The organism is Microcoleus sp. F4-D5 (genome assembly GCF_036704885.1).
Taxonomy (GTDB): Bacteria; Cyanobacteriota; Cyanobacteriia; order Cyanobacteriales; family Microcoleaceae; genus Microcoleus.
Genome location: NZ_JAUBSX010000039.1, coordinates 1 through 22972, shown reverse-complemented (window position 1 = coordinate 22972; position 22972 = coordinate 1). Strand labels below are relative to the sequence as shown.

Below are 22972 nucleotides of genomic sequence, written 5' to 3'. Positions count from 1 at the left end.
GGTTTCTCGGATGATTTAGGTTGGGTGGCGAGATATCTCGGAAGAAACCCGGTTTCTGGGAATCATGCGAAGGCTACTGCCGCACCATCACAGACTTAATTACAGCATTCGGGTGATACTTATTAGTCTGATAAAATCCCCCTTTACCAGCGCCATAAACTCCCGCAAACTGCTTCCCATCAGCCTTGGGAACAAACATAATGTTTCTAGTGGGTTGCTTGGCAAATACAACCCCTTCTCTCATTTCATTATCCACGTTATAAGATAAAGTAGCTTTGCCGTAAATGGCCTCGGCTTGTTTCAGAGTCATTCCCGGCCCGACGCCCTGAACTGTTTTATAATTAGAATTCTCAGTCATCAAAAGTTCAATGACATCCGTATCTTTTAGCTTTGTACCTGCAGCGTAAATAATCCGATATTGCACTTTTCCCGATCGACTAACTGCCACAGAATCAAAGTCTACCATAAAAGGAGACTCTACCTTAAACTGCGCCGTGGAACCCAGAGCCTTTTTCAATCCTCCGAAAGTCATCCCCACCTTCGCCGCTCCAATTGTGCGATCGGAAATTGTTAAACTTGTAGAAGGTGTTTTTTGAGCAGCCTTTGCCGCGTCTGCCAGCGCATTTTTAGCCCCAGGCGCAACAGCGGAACCGGGATCTGAAATTAAGGTGAGGTAACTGCCGATCGCCAATAAAACAGCTATCATTGATCCAGACAAAACTTTAAGATTCAACATGACTAATTCTCCTAGATTTCAAATGCGACTATCTACCCGCATCTTTTTGACTATCCTGGGTGTCACCCTCCTAGTTTGGATTCTTAGAGGTGTTGGTATCTTGACCTTCATTCCCGGCGGTGTCATTTGGATACTGATTTTGCTGTCTTTTGTTGCGGGTATCCTCAGCACTTTACTCCGTCGGTAAGCCAGCATCCGGCAAACAACAAAGAACAAATAATCAATAACAAAGAACAAATAACCAATTATTTTAATTTGGAGTGTTTCATTGCCTTTCCCACTGTCACATTCAACTGAGCTCCTATCAGCATCACCAAAGAAGAAAGATCGAGCCACAGCAGCAACACAATAAAAGTTCCGATCGTGCCGTAAGTCCAAGTGTAATTGCCCAAATGGAAAACATAAAACCGAAATAAAGCTGAAAATAAGGCCCACAAAATAGCTGCAAAAACTGCTCCAGACAAAATAGGAATATCTGGTTGACGGCGGCTTGGCCCGTAGCGGTAAATAAAGGCAAAGGCAAGTGAGACAATTCCCAAAGAAATCGGCCACCGCCACAGCCGCCAAACACCTAATAGTTCCGACTCCAAAGGGCAATTGCCGGCGGGGAGCAAGCAGTTTTGGACATCTTTTAAATCGCAGTTGGCGACGGACTCCAGCAGGCAACTCTGGCGGGCAACAGCTTGCACAATTAAGTCGCTGAGAAATACAGCTCCTGATGCTAGAATTAACAGCACAATTGTACCGATACTAAGCCCCAAAGAAATAAGTTTTGCTTTCCAAAATGGTCGAGTTCGATCGCTCGGGATTTCATGGATGCGATCGAGTGCAGCCATCGCCGCGCTCATTACTCCAGAAAATGCCCAAAGCGCCCCAAGAAAGCTCAACGAAAACAGCCCTTTACTGCGAGTTAACAGAATTTCTCTGATTAAGCCGCCAATCAATTTCCGCACTTCATCGGGTATAACTTCGCCCAAAAGACGGGCGATTTGATACAGTGTTGACTGCAAAGGTTCAAACAGAGCGATCGCAGATAAGATAGCCAACAGCCCCGGAAACAGCGCCAGCATAGAATTGTAGGCCATTTCCGCAGACAGCCCCGGCAAGCGCTGTTCTCCTGCCTTCGCGCCGACCTGCTTGAGCGTTCCCCAAGTCAAACACCGACAAAACAGCCAAAAACCCTCAAATTTCCGTTTGAGAGCTCGAAGCAGCCTCAAAAATGCCTTAAACAAAGCTAAAATCAGGTAGCGCAACCAGTAAAAAATGTTCATAGCGCACAGGAGACGGGGAACTAGAAAATGGAAAATGAATGCAGGACGATCGCGCAACTGGAAATAAGCAGCGTTACTTAATTAAGCCATTACCAGTGCGCCATTGTTAATCTAAAATCTAAAATCTAAAATCTAAAATCTAAAATCAATATGGCTCAGGATGTCAGACAGTGGTTAGATGAAATCAAGCGCCTGCAACAGCAGTTAACAGAAGTTTCGCGCGATCGAGATGAGGCCGGTGAAAGTGCCGCTCAGTGGCGCCAACTCTACAATACTGAAGCCGAGCAGCGGCGGAATGATGCTAAATTAACTCAGCAAAGCATCGCTTCTCTGGAAGCACAAATAGAGCAATTACAAAATTTTTCGCCCCTTGTACCCGAAGGCGACGATGCTGGAGTTGCCCGCCAGCAGGAAGTGGAACAACTGCAAACTGTAGGCGAACTTAAAGCTAAGTTAGCAGAAGTTCTTCAAGAGCGCGATCGGGCGATCGAACAAGTTAAACAACTCACTCAAGCCCTCAAACAAGAAGAAGCCCGCCACGCCGAAACTAGCAAAAATTTAACTAGCGCCCTCGGAGATGCCGTTGACTTGCTCGCGAAAGCCCAAAATCCTGCCCCTGCAAAAACCGAGACAGTATATTCTTTAGAAATAGTACCTACTCGCACTGCAAATCCCGGCGAAACTGCTCTGGAAATCCGCCAAACTTCCGCCCCAGGCAAAAATACCGCCCAACTTCCACCTTCTAAAAATCAGTTACTCGATTTACCGCCCTTTGGGAATTAGGAGCTAAAAATTCAGGAATTATCGGCATGGCAAGTCCCCTTGCAGGTGGGATTTAGTCAGCTATTCCTTGTTTTTGTTTTTCCTGCAATTAGGTGGCATTAATTCATCTGCTTCTTGATTATTCCGCATCTAGGGATGTTTGACTAATCGATGTAACTGTACTACACGCAAACCTATAATCTGCATTCAAAATTTTGAAACCTGCCAAAAAATCTGCCTTGCGTCGTACCGACCTACAGTCTTTAGATAGAACTTAACCCAGCTAAATTTTAGTAGTATCGACAACGACTGATACGCGAGGAAACTTCATGAAGGCAGAGATATCCGCAGTCTGGGTAAAGATTCAGAGCATGATCGACGGCTTGATTATCCTGTTGCCGAATATTGTGCTGGCGTTAATTGTCTTTGCAATCTTTGTCTGTGTGGGCGGGGCAATTAAAAGAGCCGTCAGGCGGCTAACCCGCCACCACCACCAAGCACGAAATTTGGGGCTGGTGTTAGGACGGTTGGCGCAGGGTACGATCGTTCTAGTTGGCCTGTTTGTTGCTCTTTCGATTGTAATTCCCACATTTAAAGCTGGGGATTTGATTCAATTGCTTGGAATTAGCGGGGTGGCGATTGGTTTTGCCTTTCGCGATATCTTGCAAAACTTCTTAGCCGGTATCCTAATTCTGTTAACTGAACCGTTCCGAATCGATGACCAAATTGTGTTTAAAAACTTTGAGGGAACGGTAGAAAATATTGAGACCCGCGCTACAACAATCCTAACCTATGATGGTCGCCGGATTGTCATTCCCAATGCCGAATTGTTTACGAATTCGGTGACAGTGAATACTGCTTTCGATAAACGCCGCACTGAATACGATTTTAGTATTGGTTACGGCGACGATATTGACCGCGCCAAGCAGTTAATGCTGGAAGCATTGTACAGCATAAATGAGGTGTTGAAAGCTCCTGCACCCGATGTGCTGGTGGTTGAGCTAGCAGAAAGTACCGTCAATATTCGCGTTCGGTGGTGGATTGCTCCGCCGCGCCGAATTGACGATATGCGATCGCGCGACAAGGTAATTTGTGCTATCAAACAAAAGCTCGTGGAAAACGGCATCGATTTGCCTTATCCCACGCGACAAATTTTGTTTCACGACCAAACCGAAGAAACCGACGGCGATCGCTCCCAGCAGCGCGAAGGATGGCCTGCGGGTAAAAGTAAAGTTCCGACACCTCGCCCTATTGGCGAATCTGTGGGAAAAGCGGGCAAAGGGCGATCGCAACAAGACGACAACGGAAAATCTTAACAGCATCACAATTAATGAAAAATATCAAGTTGAGAAAACTTTGGGATTCGCTCCACTTCGCCCCTGCAACCGGAATTGATCTCACTCGTCGAGCGATCGAAAGAGTAACAAACCAGGATTGATATGATGCCTAATTTTCAAGCAAAAACCACAGTCCGATTGCCATAAACTAAAACACGATTTTGTAAATGATATCGCACGGCTCTTGCTAACACAACTCTTTCTAAGTCTTTACCTTTGCGAATCAAATCAGACACTTCATCGCGGTGACTGACGCGCACAACATCTTGTTCGATAATCGGGCCCGCATCTAAATCTGGTGTAACATAGTGCGCTGTTGCCCCGATAATTTTTACCCCTCTTTCATAAGCCCTTTCGTAGGGATTGGCACCCACAAACGCGGGCAAAAATGAATGGTGAATATTAATCACATTGGGAAATTTTATGATAAACTCTTGACTCAATATTTGCATATATTTAGCCAAAACTACTAAATCAATATTATATTTTTTAAGAAGTTCTAACTGTTGTGCTTCTTGAAGAGCTTTATTGTCTTTAGTAATGGGAATATACTCAAAGTCGATACCGTATTGTGCGGCAAGAGGCTTTAAATTTTCATGGTTGCTGATAATCAGGGGGATTTCACCCCTAATTTCTTGAGATCGCTGTCGCCAAATCAAGTCTAACAAACAGTGATCTTGACGGCTTACCCAGATGGCGATGCGTCGAATTTTATGAGAGAAATGCAATTGCCAATTGGCTTGTAAGTCCTTGGCTATTTCACTAAAAGCAGGTGTTATTTGTTGGGTGGTTAAGTCAAAATCATCTAATTGCCATTCTAGCCTGCTCAGAAACAATCCCGCGGTAAAATCTGTATGGTGATCCGCGTGGATGATATTGCCGTTGTGGGAGGCGATAAAATTGGCAAGTAAGGCGACAAGCCCCTTGCGATCGGGACAGGCAATTAACAGGGTTGCAGTAGGGCTAGTCATAAATATAATGACAAAACTGTCTCGCTGAGTTTATGGATAAAAAAGTTACTTCAAAGAAGTTTATTGATACTAACTCCGATCGTAAATTGTTATCTCATCCGGATTTTTGGGGTGCATGGATATCTCAGGCGAAAATGTAGAATGTCGCGTTTAGGGGCGGGCCGAATAGCCCGCCCCGCAAGAGATTTTAACTAAAAGTGGAACAGGCCGGAAAGCCTGTTTCTTATATTGGTGCAAGATGTGAATTTAAACTGATATCTTACAACAATATCAATCGAGGACTTTCGCGCGGGGCGGGTTTTTTAGTCTTTTGGTATCCTTGAAAGTTATTGGGGAAGCAGCCCCTTGTATCTTAAAAGAGGTAGATGGCGATTTACTGTTGGGTGGGGGCGGGTTTATTCAGATTGTTGGTACTTGTTAGATATTGTTGGGGAAGCAGCCCCTTGTATCTTAAAAGAGGTAGATGGCGATTTACTGTTGGGTGGGGGCGGGTTTATTCAGATTGTTGGTACTTGTTAGATATTGTTGGTGAACCCGCCCCCACAGGTTGTTGACCGCCGGTGCAATATCTTAGTTTAAATGAACCACAGAGGACACAACTGACAACTGACAACTGACAACTGTCAACTAACTTCTTAAAACCCCATCGCCCCAGCTACTGCATCCAAAGTCGGAGCAATGCCGCCTTTAAATAGATTGTTGCTGTGATTAATCGCCGTATCCGGGTCTTTCAAACCATTACCAGTCAGCACGCAAACCACCGTCGCCCCTGTCGGAACTTGGTCTTTTACCTTCAGCAAACCGGCCACAGAAGCTGCACTCGCCGGTTCGCAGAAAATTCCTTCCTGCGATGCTAACAAGCGGTAAGCGTCCAGAATTTCGGCGTCGGTGACAGCAGCAAAACTGCCGCGGCTGGCTTCGGAAGCTGCGATCGCCTGTTTCCAGCTAGCGGGGTTGCCGATCCGAATTGCTGTCGCCAGGGTTTCTGGGTGCGATACCGGTGAGCCCGTTACCAGCGGTGCAGCCCCGGCGGCTTGAAATCCCATCATCTGCGGCAAGCGCGAACATTTTTTGGCTTGGTGGTATTGACAAAAACCCATCCAGTATGCTGTGATGTTTCCCGCATTTCCGACGGGAATGCACAGCCAGTCGGGGGCGTCGCCCAAAGCGTCCACCACTTCAAAAGCTCCGGTTTTCTGACCTTCCAAGCGGTAAGGATTGACGGAGTTGACCAATGTCACCGGATAATTGACAGCCATTTCGCGGACAATTTCTAGGGCCCGATCGAAATTTCCGCCAATCGAAATTACTTCCGCACCGTAAAGCAAAGCTTGCGCCAGCTTGCCCAAAGCCACGTAACCTTCGGGAATCAACACGAAAGCTCGCATCCCCCCGCGTCTGGCGTAGGCGGCCGCCGATGCCGAAGTATTGCCGGTACTGGCGCAAATTACAGCTTCGGCACCAGATTCCTTGGCCTTGGAAATCGCCATTGTCATCCCCCGGTCTTTGAAACTACCCGTGGGGTTGAGGCCGTCGTATTTCACCAAGACGCGCACGTCTCGACCGATAACAGAGGCGATCGCAGGTGCTGGAATCAGGGGAGTATTGCCTTCTTGGAGGGTCACTACAGGCGTGATTTCCGTCACCGGCAGGTAGGGGCGATAAGCTTCGATCAAGCCGGGCCAGCCGTAGCGTTTCGGCTCGGCGGCGCGGGCAGCGGAGTTAGCAGCAGAGTCAGTAGCAGGTAGAATCAGGGTCACGATGTCAATGGTTTGAGGCAATGGCTAAGGAATTTACACTAATTTTAGCTCGATCGGTTAATTTGATGTTTAATACGATCGGTTCAGGTTAAAGTAACTTAATGGTGTGAATGTGTAGATATGTCTACCCAATTACTAATGTCAAATAATTCATCCACTCTTTCCCGGCCTCAAGTTACCGCGAGCAACCCCGAAATGGCTAGTGCTTCTACCCTATCGACCAGTTTTGCCCGCAAAGTAGATTCGGTGAAGTGCCCCTACCAAGCCGACCAGCAAGTTAAGTTCCTGCACTTGCAAGCAGAAATCGAATCCTTGCTGCTGGAAGTGCAAAGCCTCAAACAGCAACGGTCGCTAGCTGGCTTGCCGGCTCTCGATCCGATTTCTGGCAGCAACAGCAATTAGCAGACAACAGCGCTTAATGCTAATTGTCCTGCCCCTGTGTTATAAAAACAAAGGTTTTGCTACCCGCAGTGTTTTTTGCCGAAAGTGCCAGAAATTCCTAACTGCGGATAGCGATCGCTAGCATTTGCTAAAACGCGCTTGCCTAGTGCTCAACTCGTATGCCGCAAGCTGGCAACGAGCTGAGATTTTATTGCGCTTTTTTATGCGCTAATTTTGTTAAGCCATGCTCATGGCATACGGAGAATCGAAATCAGTTTATGACAGCATCGATCGAAAAACCACTAAATTTGACATCCGCAAGTGACACTTCCAACCTGCGCCTCAAAGATATTCTCAAAACCCTGCCGCGGGAAGTATTCGTCAAAAACCGCCGCAAAGCTTGGACAAAAGTAATCGTCAACGTTCTTTTAGTTGCTGTCGGTTACTGGGGCATAGCAGTCTCTCCTTGGTTTCTACTACCTCTAATGTGGATTTTCACAGGAACCGGATTAACCGGTTTTTTTGTGATCGGGCACGACTGCGGGCACCGGTCATTTGCTAACCGCCGCTGGGTAAACGATTTAGTCGGACATATTGCATTTCTGCCGTTAATTTATCCGTTTCACGCATGGCGGCACGGCCACAATTACCACCACAAGCACACCAATAAACTTGGTGAGGATAATGCTTGGCACCCGATGACAGCAGCAGACTACACTGGCGCGCCCAAGGCTTTACAAATAGCTTATAGTTTAATATTCGGTCGGATGTGGTGGATTGGCTCGATCGCCCACTGGGCAAAAGTACACTTTATGTGGTGGCGCTTCAACGGTAAACAGAAACAAGAACAAGTGCGGTTTTCAGTTTTTGTCGTTTTAATCGGTGCTGCGATCGGATTTCCGCTTTTAATAGCAACCACAGGCATTTGGGGATTTGTCAAATTTTGGTTGATGCCCTGGCTGGTTTACCATTTCTGGATGAGCACTTTTACGATCGTCCACCACACAGCACCTGATATTTCTTTTAAAGAACCCGAAGAATGGAACGAAGCCCAAGCGCAACTATCGGGAACAGTTCACTGCGATTATCCCCGCTGGGTAGAGTTTCTGTGCCACGACATTAACGTCCACGTTCCCCACCACCTTTCAACTGCTATTCCCTGGTACAATTTGCGCCTCGCCCACAGCAGCTTAAAGGAAAATTGGCAAGATCATCTCTACGAAACAGAATTTTCTTGGTCTTTAATGAAGCGGATTGCCGACAACTGTCACTTGTACAATCCGGCTGGCGGCTATCAGACATTGCAGGAATTTAACGCTAAAACAAAGTAGTTTAGAAACGCGATAAATGCCCGAAAAACCCGGTTTGTAAAACACAACCGGGTTTTTCGATATTTTCGATATTACAATCCGTAGCCTTTGTAAGGGCAGGAATGCGCGCCCTACTGTCAAGATCGCAATCCGTACCATTATTAAATCAGTCATTCCCAATCTAAAATCTAAAATCTAAAATCTAAAATCGAATGACTTTCAATCCCAATAACTGTCGCAACGAAAGCGAAGTAGAAAGCAAACTGATTGTCAGCTATCTGCTACCAAAACTAGGCTATACGCCCGACACTTGGCATCAAGAAGTCACTTTTGGGAATATTCGTCTAGACTTCCTCTCATTTGGCACCCAAGTTATTCCCCTAGTTCTCGATGCAGACTCGCCGATGAGTGTGATAATTGAGGCGAAACATCCCAAGGAAAATTTAGACCGCCACCTCAGGAGACTGAAGCGTTACTTAACAAGTTTAAGCATTCGCTACGGATTGATTACCAATGCTAAAGAAATTAGAATCTACCAAAGAGCCGCCTCAGAAATTCAGCTAGTATTTAAGTGTGCTGGACAAGACGTGGAAACTAGAATTGATGAAATTCGAGGTTTAATTGGCCGAGATAATTTAAAATATATAAAAAATTCCCCTAATCTTCAACTTAAAGAACATCAAAATAATTTGGTGAATCCTGAGTTAATTAGTACAGTCCCATTACAAAAAAACAATCCCGCCCCAGCAGAACCTGAGCCAAGTCAAACCTCAGAACGGGAACAAACACCGGAAAATAATCCCGTTAATATTCAAGTTAAATCAGACGTAATCCTTACACAAAAAAAGCAAAATACTATGAAAATTATTGCAGTTTACCACAATAAAGGCGGCGTGGGCAAAACTACAACAGTCGTCAATTTAGCCTCAGCGCTCAGCAAGAAAGGTAACAGAGTATTAGTCATAGACTTAGACAGTCAGGCTAATACAACCTTTGCGACTGGTTTAGTAAAATTTGAAGATGAAGAACAAGACGATTTGAAAGATTGCAACATTCTTCACGTTTTGCAGTCAGAAGAGGGTTACTCGATAAGCGAAGTAGCACGCCAGTCAAGTTTTTGCCATCCCGAAATTGATGTAATTCCTTCCCACATCAATTTGATGCACGAAGAAACCGAATTCAATCAACTAGATTACAGCCGAATGATTTTAATTCAGAAACTAGCAGTAGTAGAGGATAAATATGATATTGTACTGATCGATACACCGCCATCTTTGAATTTTTATGCTAGAGTTGCCCTGATTACGGCGGATTATTTAATTATTCCTTCTGACTTAAAGCCTTTTGCCAATCAAGGATTGGTTAATGTCAAGGATTTTATCAAAAAAGTTAACGGATTCAAGAAAATAATCGGCAAACAGCCGATCGCAATTTTAGGCGTACTCCCGTGCAAAATCTCAACTAATGCTAAATTTGTACAGTATAGTTTGCCCAAGCGGAGGGAGGCAATTCCGAAACGCTACGGTATGGAAATTATGGACAGCGTAATTTACGAAAGAGATGATTTGGCCAAGTGTGCCGAACAAATTCAAATAGTCGGGAATATGGAAATCGCCGATCCGATTTCAGTGCTGGACTTTAAGCCTGATTCAATCGCTTCCCAAGAATTTGAAATGCTCGCACTCGAAGTTTTGGAAAAAATAGGTAAAAACTAATGAAAAAATTATTTCCCTCACTGGTAGCAGTGAAAAGAATTACCTGTGCAGTTCCCCGTTCCAATTTTGCAGAGCCTGATTTAGAGAAATTAGCCCGACTTATTTTAGAATTAGGAGGATTGATTAATCCGATAATTGTCCGCCGCAACGGTATGGATGCTTACGAGATAGTAGACGGAGATTTTGAATACTATGCGGCGGCGAGAGCAAAGGAAATAGAACCTCTCAAAGGCGAGACAATCGGAGCATTCATCCTGGAAGAAGAAAATGAAAAAATTTTACTGGAGCAACTTGAAATTCTCAGAAAAACCGCAATCACTGAGAATTTAGTTGAGAACTCAGAAACCGGGTTTCTCTACGAAAATACTTCGTCGCAGCCCGCAGATTTAATAAAAAACCCTGTTTCTTTGGTCGAAGTCCCTAATTTATGTGAAAATGAAACTCCCCAAGAGCCATCTAGTTTAGAACAGCGACTAACAAATATTGAAGCCCAGTTTGCAAATCAAATTAATGAACTAAAAGCTGATTACGCCCGCGAACAAAAAGTTTTAGCCCAGAGTATACAAGAACTTGAAAACCGACTCTTACAACAAGTACCTCTGTTAGTTGAAGCTGGGATAGCAAACAGAATTAATGAGTTGAAATCAGAGTCGCCACCAGAAAAACAAGCGGTGGTAGAGAGGATACCAGAAGTTGAAAACGTAGCTTCCGAATCAATGTCGCTGTTGGCAGCACTCAATACTTTAGATAAAAATCAACTGTTGGCTAATTTGAAAGATGCTGGCTTGAAGCTTCCAATAATCCAAATAATACTCAAAGAGCGAGATGTGCGGCCGTTTGTCTCATTTGCAAATGTGGTGGAACGTGTTAAAGGGTTAACCGACAAAACAATGATTAAAATAATTGACAAGTGGCAAAAATACTCATAACTCGCAACTCCTGCGGCCACTCGCAACGCCAGCCTGTTAGCGAAGCCCTCGAAGAGGATCGCCCTGACGCCAACCAAAAAAAGTAAAGATGAGTAAAGCAGTGGATCGTTGGTGTCCCACAGCCAGTTAAACTCATCACAGTCGCTTTTTTTTAGGAATTGCAGTAACTTTTGCCGTAGCACGGGCGAGGGCCCGACGCCATCGCCCGGGCTGTCACCGCACAGCCAGCCGCACAGGTACAGCACCCCGGCGATATCTCCCCCAGATAACCGAGTTCGATCGCAGTTTGGGTAACGTGCTTGTGGCGCACCCGAAAATTAGAGTTCTTGGGTTAGTCTTGCGGCACTTAAAACGCAGGCTGTAAAGTGCAAATATACATAAATACCTACACACCAGATTTTTATGAAAAAAGGGGACTTGTAAGAAGATGGATCGATCGTCCGATCAAAACCGAATAGTTGAATATTTGCGGATTAAGCCAATTAGTCACAGTCAGATTTACACTTCCCAAATAGCAGTACCAGAGTCTCAGCGGGGCGAAATTCCCCGCGAACGCCGCGAAGCTCTCAGGAGAAGTCTCATCGAGCAAGGCAGCAACTTGATTCCTTTAATTGTGCGCCGCACTGAAGCTTACAGCAATGAAGAAGAATATGAAGTTGTTTGCGGCTCAGATTGGTGTATTGTTGCTAAAGAACTCGGCATCGAGCAAATGTGGGCGTGGGTATTTGAAATGACCGACGAGGAGGTAGCTGTTGCTCGATCTGAAATGGAACATTTAGCTCCGCAACCAACTCAGAGAACTTCACAAATTGAGACTCTACTGGAACAATTTGAGCTATCATTTCAAAAAAAGGTAGAAAGTCTCACAAAACAAATAGAACAATCTGTAAAAAAAAATGAAGACCTGCTCAAAAAGCAAGTAAAAGCTCTAACTGAGCAGAACTTCGATCGCGAGCAAATAGTACAAATTAAGCTTTTGCTCGAAAAAGTTGAAAAAACATTTCATGAAAAGGTAGATAAATTGGCTAAAAAAATTGAACAATCGGGCAGCGATAGTCCGCCGACACCTGCTGTTATTTCTGAGGTAAATCTTGAAGGTGCATTGAGACAGTTGGATGAACTAGAAAAACTGCTGTCAAGAAAATTAGAACGCACAGTTCAAACAATCAATCATTTTGTTGCTGACGCGATCGAAGACGTAGAAAACGATCTGAAAAATCAAATCGAAACTCTCCGCCGCCAACTGGGAGCGACCGCAACGCACTCAGAAATCCAGCCAGGGACACCACCGAAAACCCAGTCAGAAACACAGCTTAAGAAGCAGCCTAAGAAGCAGTCGAAGGCACAGCAAAAACCTCAGCTACCGCAGTTGCAGTTGGAATTGCCGTTTCCGTCCCCAGAGGAAGACTACGACACTCTTTCGCTGAGGCGATTGAAGGCGATCGGCAAAGACCGGAAAATTCGGGGCTACGCGCGCATGAAACGACCGGAAATTCTGGCGGCTCTGAGGGAAGCTGACGGCAAATAAAGCGGCAATTGCTAATAGTTAAAGACTAATGAGATCGAACCCGGTAGCATCGTCCGGGGTAAAATCCAGTCAACAGTCAACCACAGATGGTGCAACCGAAATTTATCTAATTCATCTGCGTTAATCTGTGTTTATCTGCCCTCATCTGCAGTCAAAAAAAGAGAATGTATTAACCGCCCCGGACAAGGGGTCCACGCAGATTCACGCAGATTAAGAGAATAGAAATATGAATAATTCCGATGCTAGATTTGATATTGTTCGGTGTTCGATCGCGTGTTTCGGCACAAAGCGCGATCGGGCTTTCAGAATAGTCCTCGGCAGAGATATGAAAAGCTTGCTAAAATAGACACACAACCTCTTACTCCTCACCCAGCAGCCATGTCCGCAACCGCAGAATTAGCTACTACCCAAGAGATACTAGAACAAGAGATACCAGAACAAGAGATACCGGAAAATGTTATTTTTCCGCCCGGCGATTTATACAGTGACGAACCTCCCGTGGAAACAGAACTGCATCTCCGACAAATAATCCTACTCCTCAACTGTCTAGAATGGCGGTGGCGAGATAGAAACAATTTCTATGCTGCTGGGAACCTAACCATTTATTACAGTCCCAAGCAACTCAAATCGAAAGACTTCCGAGGCCCAGACTTTTTTGTTGTACTCGGAACAGAACGAAAAACTCGGAAAAGCTGGGTAGTTTGGGATGAAGAGGGAAAGTACCCCAATATTATCGTAGAAATCCTGTCTCCCAAAACAGCGGATATAGACAAAAACTTTAAGAAACAACTCTATCAAGATACTTTTCGCACTCACGACTACTTTTGGTTTGACCCAGAAACTTTAGAATTAGCTGGGTTTCATTTAGTTGACGGGGAATATGAAGCAATCGCACCCAACGAATTCGGCCATCTGCGGAGTCAGCAGCTCGATTTGAGTCTCGGAATTTGTGGCGGAAAATTGCGTTTCTTTACAGCAGAAGGAGAGATTGTCCCTACTCCTGAAGAGGTTGCAGAAAGGGAGGCTCAACGAGCCGATCGCCTGGCCGCGAAACTGCGAGAATTAAACATCGATCCCGATACAATTTAGCGATCGCCCTTTCATTTCCTGTATTGTAAGCTGGTTTAGGCGATCGCATATCCCGTATGCTGCCGAACATGATACGGATGAAACCCTAAAACTATCTTGTCTTTAGGCACTCCTAATTCTACAAGTTCTGCGGTAATTCCCGTTTCTATACCATCTTGTTGAATCCAGATTTTGCCGTCGATAATTTCCACATGGACGATACAATCGTGAATTCTTTTAGCACCCTCCCAGCCTTCGTGCATCAGTAAAAAATTGTTTTGTTCGCGGTCAACAATAACGCTGCTTTTAATTTCTCCGTATTGGTAGGGAATCTGGGCATAACTCTCTAAGATTTTCTGAATAAATCCGCGATATTCATCTAGTCTATCCATCTGACAACTATCTCCTTTAATGAATCAAAAACTATTAATTTAAATCTCTTTTTTTCTAACAAAACCTGCCCGATAGGTTCCGAAAAAATTTGTGCATAAACTTCTGCACGGATTGCCAGATATATTATCCGTTCAGGTTCCGAGCGCTCTAGAATATCTTCATAGACAATATACTGTCCAACAGCTTCTTCTAAGTCATGAACGGGTGAAGCACTTACGAAACTTTTTACTTCTACAGCAATTTTGCGACCTTGCTTTTCGGCAGCAAATAGTTTTTCTGCACCCAAATCGACGTTGAGAGTGCGTTTGCCAATTTTTAAAAGTAGCGGATCGTTTGTTATCGTCCAGCCGTCTTTTTCTAGCGCTGTTCTGACATTATTGTGGTAGATGTCTTTTGCTGGCATATTATAAGCTGAACCATCAACTGTCACCCTAATTATAGAATAACACAAGACTTTTGAAAACTGATAGCTCATCAATTTAAACTACTTATTGCCGCGTGTACCGGTGCTTCACCCCAATCGGAAAATACTCCGCATCGCCCATCGCAGTTAATGTCACCACAGGTAACTGATATTCGGGCGGCACGTAATTAGCAAATTCGCTGTTTAGCCGCCGCAATTGCGCGAGAATTGAAGATGCGATCGCCTGCTTCATCTCCTCGTCGCCCTCCACCCCCGCTGCTAATTCCACAACCACCGATAAACAACGATTTCGATCCGCATCTTCCTTGACTTGCAGTACAAATTTTCCCGTCACCCATTCCCGTATGGTGGGAACTTCTAAACCTACGGTGACATTTTCTGGGTAAATGTTAGCACCGAAGTAAGAAACGGTAAAGTGCGATCGCCCAAATACATAGACAAAGGGCAAGCAGCGAATTCCTCTAGGGAAATCAGAAAGTTTCATACCTGCTGCTTGCTGCAAATGTGCCACAGGGTTAAACCCCCATTCAGCCAAAAAATTGAGCATTGCTTCGTAAGAAATTAAACCGCCGTTATCCGAGATATGATAGCGTATTAGCGGGATGCCGTTGTCGCCAGAAAATAACAGCGTGCCGTCATTATTCACTTCAAAAAAGCGGCTTTTCGGATCGTACTGCACCAGCGTTGGCAACCGCGATTCCCCGAATAAATTGCGTGCTGCTTCGGGATTGTTTGCTAAAAAGCGGCGGATGCAAATACTCAGCGGTGTTTCGTTGCCCAAAACGCCCGCGTCGGCAGTACCGTAAAGGCTCGCAGAGTTGTAATATAGATTGTCAGAATTAGTGCGATCGCTCACCAAACTCCGCCATTCTTCGCTAAACACTTCCCCCGCAAACACCATCTTAATTCGATATTTTTGCCACTCCACACCCCCAGCAATTCCGCTATCAATCACATCTTTGATAAACGGCGGATATCCCAACAATACTACTTGCTCGAAATGCTGCCCGAGTTCCTGCACAACTCGGAATATTTCAGTCTTATTATTCCCAGGCGTTACAACTGTAACGGGATAACCCTTACTCGCCAGATAGCGGCAGCAATTTGCCGTGTACATTCCCCCAACCCAAGTTCCCAACGCAAAGCAAATCACAGCTAAAGTTGAGCGATTGTCGGCGTAAAAACTGTCGTGAAATATTTGTTCAAAACGAGCAGCTATTTGCAACTCGTCGCTGATAAAACGCGGCCAAAATGTCGGGTTTCCTGTCGAACCCGATGAAACAGCAATGAAATCGCAAGTTTCTAATTTGCCCTGGTAGCACAACTGAGGTAGCGGGTGACAGCGTAAATAATTCTCTTTGGTAATTAGCGGCAATTTTTGGAAGTCTTCAAAGGTTTGAATTGAGGCGGGATTGATGTTGAGTGTAGCTAGGAAAGTCTGGTAAGCTGGTACTGTGGCAGCGACTTTTTGAAAAAGCGCGTGAAGCGCAGCTATCCCGTAGGGAATCGCCCCCGCTTCGGCAACTCGACTCTGCTGCTGTTGCAATCGTTCCTCAAGCGGCGCTCTCAAAAACTCTTCAAACGCCCCAATTGCTCGCTGACGCTGTTCTGGCTGCATAATTTGCTCCTTAAAATGCTTATTTTGCACTTCGATCGCTCAAGATTCAATTAGTAGCGCTAACGCCCGGATGGCACATTGGGTCGGACACTAAAAATTTGAACAGATTTTGAGGTCGATCGAAAATATGGCGCAGTAGATAAACTTCAATAGCACGAAACCGCTGTTTTCACAAGAACCGCAGGGGATAGCCTCGCGGCCGATCGACTAATAAACACTGACACACTATGGCAAGATTAATTCAGCGATCGCCCAAAATCCTCAGTCTCAGTCAAGCGTGAAAATCCGACGCAGCAAGTTCCAATGAACAATCCCATCTACCCCGGCATAACTCTCAACAACCACTACCGCATCGTCCGCGAATTGGGACACGGAGGCTTCGGACGTACCTACCTCGCTGAAGACGCCCACCGATTTAACGAACCCTGCGTTTTAAAAGAATTTGCGCCCCAAGTACACGGAAGTTACGCTTTACAAAAATCCGAGGAACTGTTCGAGCGGGAAGCGGGAGTGCTCTACAAGCTGCAACACAATCAAATCCCGCGCTTCCGCGAACTCTTCCGCGTCAGTATCAGCGATCGAGGCTACCTATTTCTCGTCCAAGACTACGTTCCCGGTCAAACTTACCGCTTTTTGCTCGACGCCCGCAAGCGTCAGGGTTTGCGGTTCATAGAGGCAGAAATCAATCAACTGCTGCAGCAAATTTTGCCCGTGCTCGAATACATTCACTCTTTGGGAGTGATTCACCGCGACATCTCCCCGGACAACCTGATTCTGCGGAGTTCTGACGGGATGCCCGTGCTGATCGACTTTGGCGGAGTCAAACAAGTCGCCGCCACCGTAGAGTCTCTGTTCGCTGAGGCTAACGGCACTCCCGCCCCCGCGACTCGCATCGGCAAGCTCGGCTATGCTCCCGTCGAACAGATGCAGATGGGCATCGTCTCTCCCCACAGCGATTTGTACGCTCTGGCGGCCACGGTTTTGGTGTTGCTGACAGGGAAGGAACCGCATCAGTTGGTCGACAGCCAGACGCTCAATTGGAACTGGCGAGCGGAATGTTCTCTGTCTCCGAATTTGTCTCTGGTACTCGATAAAATGCTTGCTCAACAGCCGAGCCAGCGTTACTCCTCGGCTCGCGAGGTAATGCTCGCTCTCTCGGGCAATCCGCCTTTTGAACCGCCTTTGCCGCCAGCCCCGGATTGGGGGCCCACGCAGCCGCCGGATTTCTCGCCTGTACCAGTGCCCGCCCCCGCGCCAAAACTGCCGGGAACTCCGGTGCGAGTTGCTGTTATTGGCAATCAGCAAAAGATGCCTGCTTGGAAAATGGTTTTGTTCGTGGTGGCGGTGCTATTAAGTATGGGGGGAGTTGGCTGGTTGGCGGGCAATTCTTTGTTAAATCTGCAATCAAAAGTGCAGAAAGTTTCGCAGCCTCCAAGCCCGAAGCAGCAGCAAGAAGATGCTTTGCAAGAGCGCTTTGTAAAGCTCAAAATTGACGATCGATTCTATAACGGTTACGTCAACCTTGTGGACGAGACTTTTTATGCCAAATACCCGGAATTGGGCGGACGATTGTTAAAAGAAGGCGAGGAAGATCGCCAGTGGCGCGAAAGGTGGCAGAAAATCGGCGACGAGTTGCTCGACAAGCTGGAAAATCTCAGCAGCGACGCTAGAGCGCGGTTGGGCAGTTACGACACCGCCGATATCGATCTCTGGAAAACGGAGGTTAACAAGCTGAATTTGAGCAGTCGGGCTCTGTACGATTTGGCTGATGCTAAGTTCTTTTATTGGTTTCCAGAACAGCCGCGCGATCGCAATCTCATCGGTTTGCCGATCGGACAAATTTGGCAAGCAATTACCGCCGACGCCCTTGCATCTTTACAAGCTGGAGCAACTGTCGAAAGCGTTGAATTTGACCGTCTCTCAAACAGCAAAAGCCTCACAGGCAATCTCAAACCCGGAGAAGGGAAAGCTTACATTGCCAGGTTCGCTCAAAATCAAACTTTGCGGGTGAATTTGCAAGCTCCGCCCAAATCTACTCTGCTGTCAATTTATTCTCCCGGGCGGACAAACAAAGCCCGGGCTTTGCTGCAAGATGCAGAGGGGCTTAGTTGGTCGGGATTGCTCGATGATTCTGGTTATTATGAATTCGTGGTCGTTTCTCAGGCCTCGGAGCCGATCGCTTACCAGTTGAATCTGACGGCGGAATAACTGCTATTGACGCTCCCGAGCAACCCAGGCAATAATAAGGTAATACCAATCAGATAAGTTGTCGGGTTCAAACAAAGAATATGCTGAAATTCGCGCTCGTAGCTTTAGTGACTTTGGGATTAGTATTGGTGACTGCACTAGGTTTACATCCTGCCAATGCGACAGTCAGCACTCCCGAATTTTATGCTTGGAACTTTGCCTCTGTAGGCAGCAGCGAGCTTGTTTGCAAAAAGACGGTGGTAGTTCCGCAAGACCAGATCGTTCCGTCATCATCAATGCAAGCTGTCAGTATTACTTCGGCAATAGTAGATAAAAAGTTTTGCGCCAATTCTACTAAGCCTGTGCATTAAGACCTTGCATAATATGATGTCTGGTTGTACAACCAGAATTCAGGTCTCCGGCTGTCGATTTGAGATTTGAGATTTGAGATTTAGTGCACAGATGAATCTGGAAGCTTTAACCTCAGTCTAGAATTTTTATCTCTCCCCAAAAGTTGTCTGAAAGCAAGTATCTGTTTGTAGGCGGAATCAGGACGCAGCATCTTGATTCATCGATCGATAGAAAACTAAAGCCCTAAGTACAAACACGGGCTAATTATGAGCAATTAACCGGACATCATATAAGTGATTGTCCGAGTGATTGCCGCCATCCGCCCAGTCAAAGTCGTAGCTGCAAGTTTTTTATGAGAAAACCCTTTTTTTTGTAATAAAAATTTATCAAACGAGTCTGGTGCAGCAGTTTTCTGCTCTTGAAAAATATATAATTTTTCCCTATTTTGGCAGTTATTTTATTTTGACTTAACAATCGAGGGAAAATATTCAGCCATTTGGCTAATCGTTTATTGGCTAATTGGCCGACTCAGTAATTCGTTAGTTTGAATATGCTAGAGTTAGTCAGATTCTGATATATAGTGCCATCTGTTATCTAAGTATCATGCTCAAAATTTTGGTAATTGAGGACGACGAATTAATCAGGGAAACTCTTCTGGAACTCCTGGAATCTCAAAGCTACCGGGTGATTGTCGCAGAAAACGGTCGCTTTGGGGTGCAGATGGCACTTGCGGAGATACCGGATTTAATTTTGTGCGACGTGCAGATGCCGGAACTTGACGGTTATGACGTGTTGCGGACGCTGCGGCAAAACTCCCTAGCTGCAACAATTCCTTTTATTTTCCTCACGGCTCAAAGTGACAAAACAGATTTTCGTCGGGGGATGGAATTGGGTGCCGACGATTACCTGACAAAGCCTTTTACTAAGGCGGAATTGCTCGGGGCCATTGCTTCTCGCGTCTCGAAACGCCAAACTATTACTCAACCGCTGACAGCCGCGCTTCACCAAGCAGAAGCTAGACTCAAAGATTTAGTTAACGAATCGACCAACGTTTCCACCCTTTCTCCTGAAAAGTTGGCTCTAGAAGCTCTGCTGCGCCGCGCTTTGGCACAAGGTGAGTTTCAGGTATACTATCAGCCACAAGTAGATATTGCTAGCGGACAAGTTGTCGGCGCTGAAGCTTTGGTGCGCTGGCAAAATCCCGATCGAGGTATCATTTCTCCCTGCGAATTTATTCCCTTAGCAGAAGAAACAGGTTTAATTATTCAGATTGGTGAATGGGTATTGCTTTCAGCTTGCGCTCAAGCTGCTAGCTGGCTGGCGGCGGGGTTTTCGCCCTTTAGAATATCAGTAAATTTGTCGGCCCGGCAGTTGTCCGACCCGGAACTCAAGCCGCGAATCGTGCAAATATTGGAAACTACAGGCTTGGAGCCTGCTAATTTAGAATTAGAAATGACTGAAAGCGCTTTGGTAGAAAACGCGACAGTTGCAGGCGCTACTTTAAATGAACTAAAAGCTCTAGGAATAAGGATTGCTATTGACGACTTCGGTACCGGTTACGCTACTTTAGGATATCTCAAGCAATTTGCCTTTGACAGTTTAAAGATCGATCGAATTTTCGTCCGCAATGCCAACGAAGATACTCAAAATGCTGCTATTACTACAGCAGTCATTTTACTGGGTCACAGTTTGAAGATGACAGTAATTGCTGAGGGAGTGGAAACCGAAGCAGAATTAGCTTTTTTGAAACAGCATCAGTGCGATATCATGCAGGGGTATCTGTTCAGCCCCCCCGAACCAGCACCGATACTTGAAAGTATGTTGGTTGTCGACCCGGGTTTGTTCGCGCAGCCGCCAGGAGCAGCAACTGCTCGCGTTGTCCCTTTTGTACCTGTGTCCGAATCAGAAAAATCTAAAAACCTTTCAATGTCTGGTCTAGGTATAGTGTAACTGTAACCGAGATTTCTGTATAATAAAATAAAATTATTTCTTTTACCTTCTATTTTCTGCAGAAAAGTTGACGGCGACTCCTAAAAAGTTGTAGCTTTTTAGGAAAGGCGAATTAAAGAAGCAGATTTTCCCCCATATTCCTCTACTTGTTCCCCTTTTATGCTATCTGCGCCTGTAATTGGACTATTTGAGGAATTGTGGCGTCTTGAAATTGGGAGCCTTTATCAAGTTGTAGCAGGTAAACTCATTTAAGTTCCAACTTTGGAACCGGCAGTTTCAAGAACTGTCAACTGGAATTGGTGCAAGCCCCTCATGGAAAGAATATTAGTGGTTGACGACGAAGCAGACTGTCAAACAGTCTTAGCAATGTACCTGGAAAGCCAAGGATATCGAGTTGAATGCGCTAATTCCGGGGTTGAGGCTCTCTCGATTTTTGAAAAGGCCCCCCCAGATTTGGTAATTTCAGATGTGATGATGCCAGAAATGGACGGGTTTGAGTTTTGTCGCCGTTTGCGAACTACCCGTTTGGGACAGTTAGTTCCCTTTATATTTTTGTCTGGTCAAGGCGAGATTGAGTCAAAAGTTGAAGGTCATTCGATCGGCGGTGACGATTATCTGGTAAAACCTTTTCAGTCTGAAGAAATTTTAGCTAAGGTAAAGGCGCAGTTAGAGCGCTCTCACCGCATTCACGCCGAAATTGTCCGACTGCTGCAAACTTCTAGCGGTAGGGCGGTCGAACCAAAATTTGTGGCAGTATTGCCAGCACCTGCACCTTTGCCTTTAACACCAGCCGAGGAAAGAGTTTTTTGGGAGGTAATCCAGGGTTATACTAACAAACAAATTAGCGATCGGCTGTTTATTAGCCCCCGGACTGTGCAAGCTCATTTAGGCAGCATTTTCAGCAAATTACAGCTAGAAAATCGGGCCCAGCTTGTGAGATTTGCCCTAGAAAGGGGATACAAACCACCTAAAACTTAGCTCGGATCTCAACCTAGAGTGTGCCAGCCAGTGGATTTTAGATTTTAGATTTTAGATTTTAGATTTATTCCACAGATTCATCTGGGAGCTGGAACTTTAGTCTAAAATTTTTTTGATCTTTCCACAACTTAAGTCGGTGGCTGGTCTCCGTTTTTGGGCCGGGTCAGTAAATTTTAGATTTGAGATTTTAGATTTGAGATTTACTCTACAGATTCATCTGGGAGCTGGAACTTTAGTCTAAAATTTTGATCTTTCCACGACTTAAGTGGGGAACTTGTATCCGTTTTTGGGCCGGGTCAACAACTCCCGTAGCGGCAAAAAAAATCGAGGCTGACGCACTCAGCAAGCTGATTATTCCACATTCAAAACACAATAAGGAAAATTAGTTATCGTACAAACCCCTGGTCCCAAATTCGTACCCCGCAAGTTGGCACGTTCCAAATCAGCCTGCCGCACGTTATTCGCCGCATCGATATTTGTCCCGGTCAATTGAGCCCTAGGAAGCCGAGTATTTGACAAAATAGCATTCTGCAAATTAGTATCACGCACATCCGCGAAAGACATATCCGCTCCGCTTAAATTCGCACGATTCAAATTAACTCTAAACAGCAGCGAACGCCTCAAATCCGCATTCGACAAATTAGCTTGCAGCAGATAAGCTTCGCCCAGATTCGCATTAAAAAGTTTAGCACCGCGCAAATCGGCACTCGTCAGATTCGTTCGCCCCAAAAAAGCATTCGACAAATCCGCATTTCGCAGATTAGCACCCTCCAAGTCTGCCCCGTACATCTCAGCATTAACTAAGTTAGCATTCGCCAAATTAGCATCAGTTAAATCCGCTTCTAGCAAATTAGCTTCATAGAGATTTGCTCCGCTTAAATCGGCTCCTCTTAAATTAGCTCTGTACAAGCTAGCCTTGAACAAATCAGCATTTCTCAAGTCACAGCCCTCGCAATCTTTAGTTTCCAGCAATTGCCTAACATGATCGGGATTTTGAGCTTTAACGGGAGCTGCAACCCAAAACAAAGCTAAACTTGCCGTTACAGTTGCCAAGATTTTAAGTTTCACAAACAAACCTCACTGCTACTTTAAATAAATTATACTAGCAAACTGTAGAATTTAAACCCATATCCTGCTCTCTTTTCTGTTGCTCTGCGTTGTCTGCGCGCTCTGCGGTAAATCCCCAAAAAAAAGATTGGCAGCCAAGGATTTAGACCTGCTTAGAGCATTTGTGACAAGTTAAGAAAAAGTGCAAATTGTCAAGGGGGTAGACAAAAAAAGGTAAAATAAGATGAAACCTTTA

General features: G+C 45.4%; 22 protein-coding genes. 13 read left to right on the top strand and 9 right to left on the bottom strand.

Annotation, left to right across the window (positions count from 1 at the left end):
• Nucleotides 1–73 precede the first annotated feature (73 nt).
• Nucleotides 74–736, bottom strand: a complete 663-nt coding sequence (locus QUA80_RS18735; protein ID WP_333426616.1) for a hypothetical protein — start codon at nucleotides 734–736, stop codon at nucleotides 74–76.
• Between QUA80_RS18735 and QUA80_RS18730 the strand changes: the two genes are divergently transcribed.
• Nucleotides 735–923, top strand: a complete 189-nt coding sequence (locus QUA80_RS18730; protein ID WP_333235813.1) for a hypothetical protein — start codon at nucleotides 735–737, stop codon at nucleotides 921–923. The two genes, QUA80_RS18735 and QUA80_RS18730, sit on opposite strands and share 2 nt — an antisense overlap.
• Before the next feature lie 58 nt (nucleotides 924–981).
• On the opposite strand, the gene QUA80_RS18725 is transcribed toward QUA80_RS18730, so the two are convergent.
• On the bottom strand, nucleotides 982–2007 hold the full coding sequence (locus QUA80_RS18725; RefSeq protein WP_333426615.1) for a YihY/virulence factor BrkB family protein: 1026 nt from the start codon (nucleotides 2005–2007) through the stop codon (nucleotides 982–984).
• A gap of 150 nt (nucleotides 2008–2157) precedes the next feature.
• Between QUA80_RS18725 and QUA80_RS18720 the strand changes: the two genes are divergently transcribed.
• A complete protein-coding gene (locus tag QUA80_RS18720) occupies nucleotides 2158–2790 on the top strand; it encodes a hypothetical protein (protein ID WP_333426614.1) in 633 nt (210 codons plus the stop codon).
• 308 nt (nucleotides 2791–3098) lie between these two features.
• A complete protein-coding gene (locus QUA80_RS18715) occupies nucleotides 3099–4085 on the top strand; it encodes a mechanosensitive ion channel family protein (RefSeq protein ID WP_333426613.1) in 987 nt (328 codons plus the stop codon).
• 137 nt (nucleotides 4086–4222) lie between these two features.
• Here the strand turns inward: QUA80_RS18715 and purU are convergent, their stop codons facing one another.
• Together purU and thrC are read right to left on the bottom strand one after the other, a co-directional pair.
• Nucleotides 4223–5077 (bottom strand): formyltetrahydrofolate deformylase, encoded by an 855-nt coding sequence (gene purU / locus QUA80_RS18710; protein WP_333426612.1) that lies wholly within the window; start codon nucleotides 5075–5077, stop codon nucleotides 4223–4225.
• 635 nt (nucleotides 5078–5712) lie between these two features.
• Nucleotides 5713–6837 (bottom strand): threonine synthase, encoded by a 1125-nt coding sequence (gene thrC / locus QUA80_RS18705; RefSeq protein ID WP_445302261.1) that lies wholly within the window; start codon nucleotides 6835–6837, stop codon nucleotides 5713–5715.
• 138 nt (nucleotides 6838–6975) lie between these two features.
• On the opposite strand from thrC, the gene QUA80_RS18700 reads away from it, so the two are divergent.
• The 4 genes from QUA80_RS18700 (at nucleotide 6976) to QUA80_RS18685 (ending at nucleotide 11172) form a co-directional block, all read left to right on the top strand.
• On the top strand, nucleotides 6976–7239 hold the full coding sequence (locus tag QUA80_RS18700) for a hypothetical protein (RefSeq protein WP_333426611.1): 264 nt from the start codon (nucleotides 6976–6978) through the stop codon (nucleotides 7237–7239).
• A 257-nt stretch (nucleotides 7240–7496) separates the two neighbouring features.
• Nucleotides 7497–8549: a fatty acid desaturase gene (locus tag QUA80_RS18695; protein ID WP_333426610.1), complete on the top strand. Its 1053-nt coding sequence runs from the start codon at nucleotides 7497–7499 to the stop codon at nucleotides 8547–8549.
• A gap of 191 nt (nucleotides 8550–8740) precedes the next feature.
• Nucleotides 8741–10243, top strand: a complete 1503-nt coding sequence (locus QUA80_RS18690) for an AAA family ATPase (protein WP_333426609.1) — start codon at nucleotides 8741–8743, stop codon at nucleotides 10241–10243.
• Complete coding sequence (locus QUA80_RS18685) at nucleotides 10243–11172, top strand: ParB N-terminal domain-containing protein (protein WP_333426608.1); 930 nt, start codon at nucleotides 10243–10245, stop codon at nucleotides 11170–11172. Before QUA80_RS18690 ends, QUA80_RS18685 begins: the two co-directional genes overlap by 1 nt.
• Nucleotides 11173–11323: 151 nt before the next feature.
• Here QUA80_RS18685 and QUA80_RS18680 read toward each other — a convergent pair whose 3' ends face one another.
• Complete coding sequence (locus QUA80_RS18680; RefSeq protein ID WP_333426607.1) at nucleotides 11324–11482, bottom strand: hypothetical protein; 159 nt, start codon at nucleotides 11480–11482, stop codon at nucleotides 11324–11326.
• A 117-nt stretch (nucleotides 11483–11599) separates the two neighbouring features.
• Here QUA80_RS18680 and QUA80_RS18675 point away from each other — a divergent pair, with 117 nt between their 5' ends.
• Both QUA80_RS18675 and QUA80_RS18670 read left to right on the top strand, forming a co-directional pair.
• On the top strand, nucleotides 11600–12700 hold the full coding sequence (locus QUA80_RS18675; RefSeq protein WP_333426606.1) for a Rho termination factor (modular protein): 1101 nt from the start codon (nucleotides 11600–11602) through the stop codon (nucleotides 12698–12700).
• A gap of 378 nt (nucleotides 12701–13078) precedes the next feature.
• A complete protein-coding gene (locus tag QUA80_RS18670) occupies nucleotides 13079–13789 on the top strand; it encodes a Uma2 family endonuclease (protein WP_333426605.1) in 711 nt (236 codons plus the stop codon).
• Between the two features lie 35 nt (nucleotides 13790–13824).
• Here the strand turns inward: QUA80_RS18670 and QUA80_RS18665 are convergent, their stop codons facing one another.
• The 3 genes from QUA80_RS18665 to QUA80_RS18655 are packed head-to-tail and all read right to left on the bottom strand — an operon-like array spanning nucleotide 13825 to nucleotide 16203.
• On the bottom strand, nucleotides 13825–14160 hold the full coding sequence (locus QUA80_RS18665; protein ID WP_333426604.1) for a XisI protein: 336 nt from the start codon (nucleotides 14158–14160) through the stop codon (nucleotides 13825–13827).
• A complete protein-coding gene (locus tag QUA80_RS18660) occupies nucleotides 14148–14636 on the bottom strand; it encodes an element excision factor XisH family protein (protein WP_445302260.1) in 489 nt (162 codons plus the stop codon). Before QUA80_RS18660 ends, QUA80_RS18665 begins: the two co-directional genes overlap by 13 nt.
• 13 nt (nucleotides 14637–14649) lie before the next feature.
• Nucleotides 14650–16203 carry a phenylacetate--CoA ligase family protein gene (locus QUA80_RS18655; RefSeq protein WP_333426603.1) on the bottom strand — a complete coding sequence of 518 codons (1554 nt, stop codon included), beginning with the start codon at nucleotides 16201–16203 and terminating at the stop codon, nucleotides 14650–14652.
• Between the two features lie 303 nt (nucleotides 16204–16506).
• Between QUA80_RS18655 and QUA80_RS18650 the strand changes: the two genes are divergently transcribed.
• The 4 genes from QUA80_RS18650 (at nucleotide 16507) to QUA80_RS18635 (ending at nucleotide 21669) form a co-directional block, all read left to right on the top strand.
• Nucleotides 16507–18411, top strand: a complete 1905-nt coding sequence (locus QUA80_RS18650) for a serine/threonine-protein kinase (protein WP_333426602.1) — start codon at nucleotides 16507–16509, stop codon at nucleotides 18409–18411.
• An 80-nt stretch (nucleotides 18412–18491) separates the two neighbouring features.
• Nucleotides 18492–18761 (top strand): hypothetical protein, encoded by a 270-nt coding sequence (locus tag QUA80_RS18645; RefSeq protein ID WP_333426601.1) that lies wholly within the window; start codon nucleotides 18492–18494, stop codon nucleotides 18759–18761.
• Between the two features lie 583 nt (nucleotides 18762–19344).
• A complete protein-coding gene (locus QUA80_RS18640) occupies nucleotides 19345–20691 on the top strand; it encodes an EAL domain-containing response regulator (RefSeq protein WP_333426600.1) in 1347 nt (448 codons plus the stop codon).
• Nucleotides 20692–21003: 312 nt separating this feature from the next.
• Nucleotides 21004–21669 carry a response regulator gene (locus tag QUA80_RS18635; protein ID WP_333426599.1) on the top strand — a complete coding sequence of 222 codons (666 nt, stop codon included), beginning with the start codon at nucleotides 21004–21006 and terminating at the stop codon, nucleotides 21667–21669.
• A 351-nt stretch (nucleotides 21670–22020) separates the two neighbouring features.
• Here QUA80_RS18635 and QUA80_RS18630 read toward each other — a convergent pair whose 3' ends face one another.
• Nucleotides 22021–22737 carry a pentapeptide repeat-containing protein gene (locus QUA80_RS18630; protein ID WP_333426598.1) on the bottom strand — a complete coding sequence of 239 codons (717 nt, stop codon included), beginning with the start codon at nucleotides 22735–22737 and terminating at the stop codon, nucleotides 22021–22023.
• Between the last annotated feature and the right edge of the window lie 235 nt (nucleotides 22738–22972).

Coding starts and splice junctions, on each gene's coding strand:
- QUA80_RS18715 (WP_333426613.1), top strand. CDS start 3,099: ATGAAGGCAGAGATATCCGCAGTCTGGGTAAAGATTCAGAGCATGATC.
- QUA80_RS18640 (WP_333426600.1), top strand. CDS start 19,345: ATGCTCAAAATTTTGGTAATTGAGGACGACGAATTAATCAGGGAAACT.
- QUA80_RS18685 (WP_333426608.1), top strand. CDS start 10,243: ATGAAAAAATTATTTCCCTCACTGGTAGCAGTGAAAAGAATTACCTGT.
- QUA80_RS18675 (WP_333426606.1), top strand. CDS start 11,600: ATGGATCGATCGTCCGATCAAAACCGAATAGTTGAATATTTGCGGATT.
- QUA80_RS18700 (WP_333426611.1), top strand. CDS start 6,976: ATGTCAAATAATTCATCCACTCTTTCCCGGCCTCAAGTTACCGCGAGC.
- QUA80_RS18665 (WP_333426604.1), bottom strand. CDS start 14,160: ATGGATAGACTAGATGAATATCGCGGATTTATTCAGAAAATCTTAGAG.
- QUA80_RS18720 (WP_333426614.1), top strand. CDS start 2,158: ATGGCTCAGGATGTCAGACAGTGGTTAGATGAAATCAAGCGCCTGCAA.
- QUA80_RS18690 (WP_333426609.1), top strand. CDS start 8,741: ATGACTTTCAATCCCAATAACTGTCGCAACGAAAGCGAAGTAGAAAGC.
- QUA80_RS18735 (WP_333426616.1), bottom strand. CDS start 736: ATGTTGAATCTTAAAGTTTTGTCTGGATCAATGATAGCTGTTTTATTG.
- QUA80_RS18730 (WP_333235813.1), top strand. CDS start 735: ATGACTAATTCTCCTAGATTTCAAATGCGACTATCTACCCGCATCTTT.
- QUA80_RS18655 (WP_333426603.1), bottom strand. CDS start 16,203: ATGCAGCCAGAACAGCGTCAGCGAGCAATTGGGGCGTTTGAAGAGTTT.
- QUA80_RS18645 (WP_333426601.1), top strand. CDS start 18,492: ATGCTGAAATTCGCGCTCGTAGCTTTAGTGACTTTGGGATTAGTATTG.
- QUA80_RS18670 (WP_333426605.1), top strand. CDS start 13,079: ATGTCCGCAACCGCAGAATTAGCTACTACCCAAGAGATACTAGAACAA.
- QUA80_RS18725 (WP_333426615.1), bottom strand. CDS start 2,007: ATGAACATTTTTTACTGGTTGCGCTACCTGATTTTAGCTTTGTTTAAG.
- QUA80_RS18635 (WP_333426599.1), top strand. CDS start 21,004: ATGGAAAGAATATTAGTGGTTGACGACGAAGCAGACTGTCAAACAGTC.
- QUA80_RS18650 (WP_333426602.1), top strand. CDS start 16,507: ATGAACAATCCCATCTACCCCGGCATAACTCTCAACAACCACTACCGC.
- QUA80_RS18695 (WP_333426610.1), top strand. CDS start 7,497: ATGACAGCATCGATCGAAAAACCACTAAATTTGACATCCGCAAGTGAC.
- purU (WP_333426612.1), bottom strand. CDS start 5,077: ATGACTAGCCCTACTGCAACCCTGTTAATTGCCTGTCCCGATCGCAAG.
- QUA80_RS18660 (WP_445302260.1), bottom strand. CDS start 14,636: ATGAGCTATCAGTTTTCAAAAGTCTTGTGTTATTCTATAATTAGGGTG.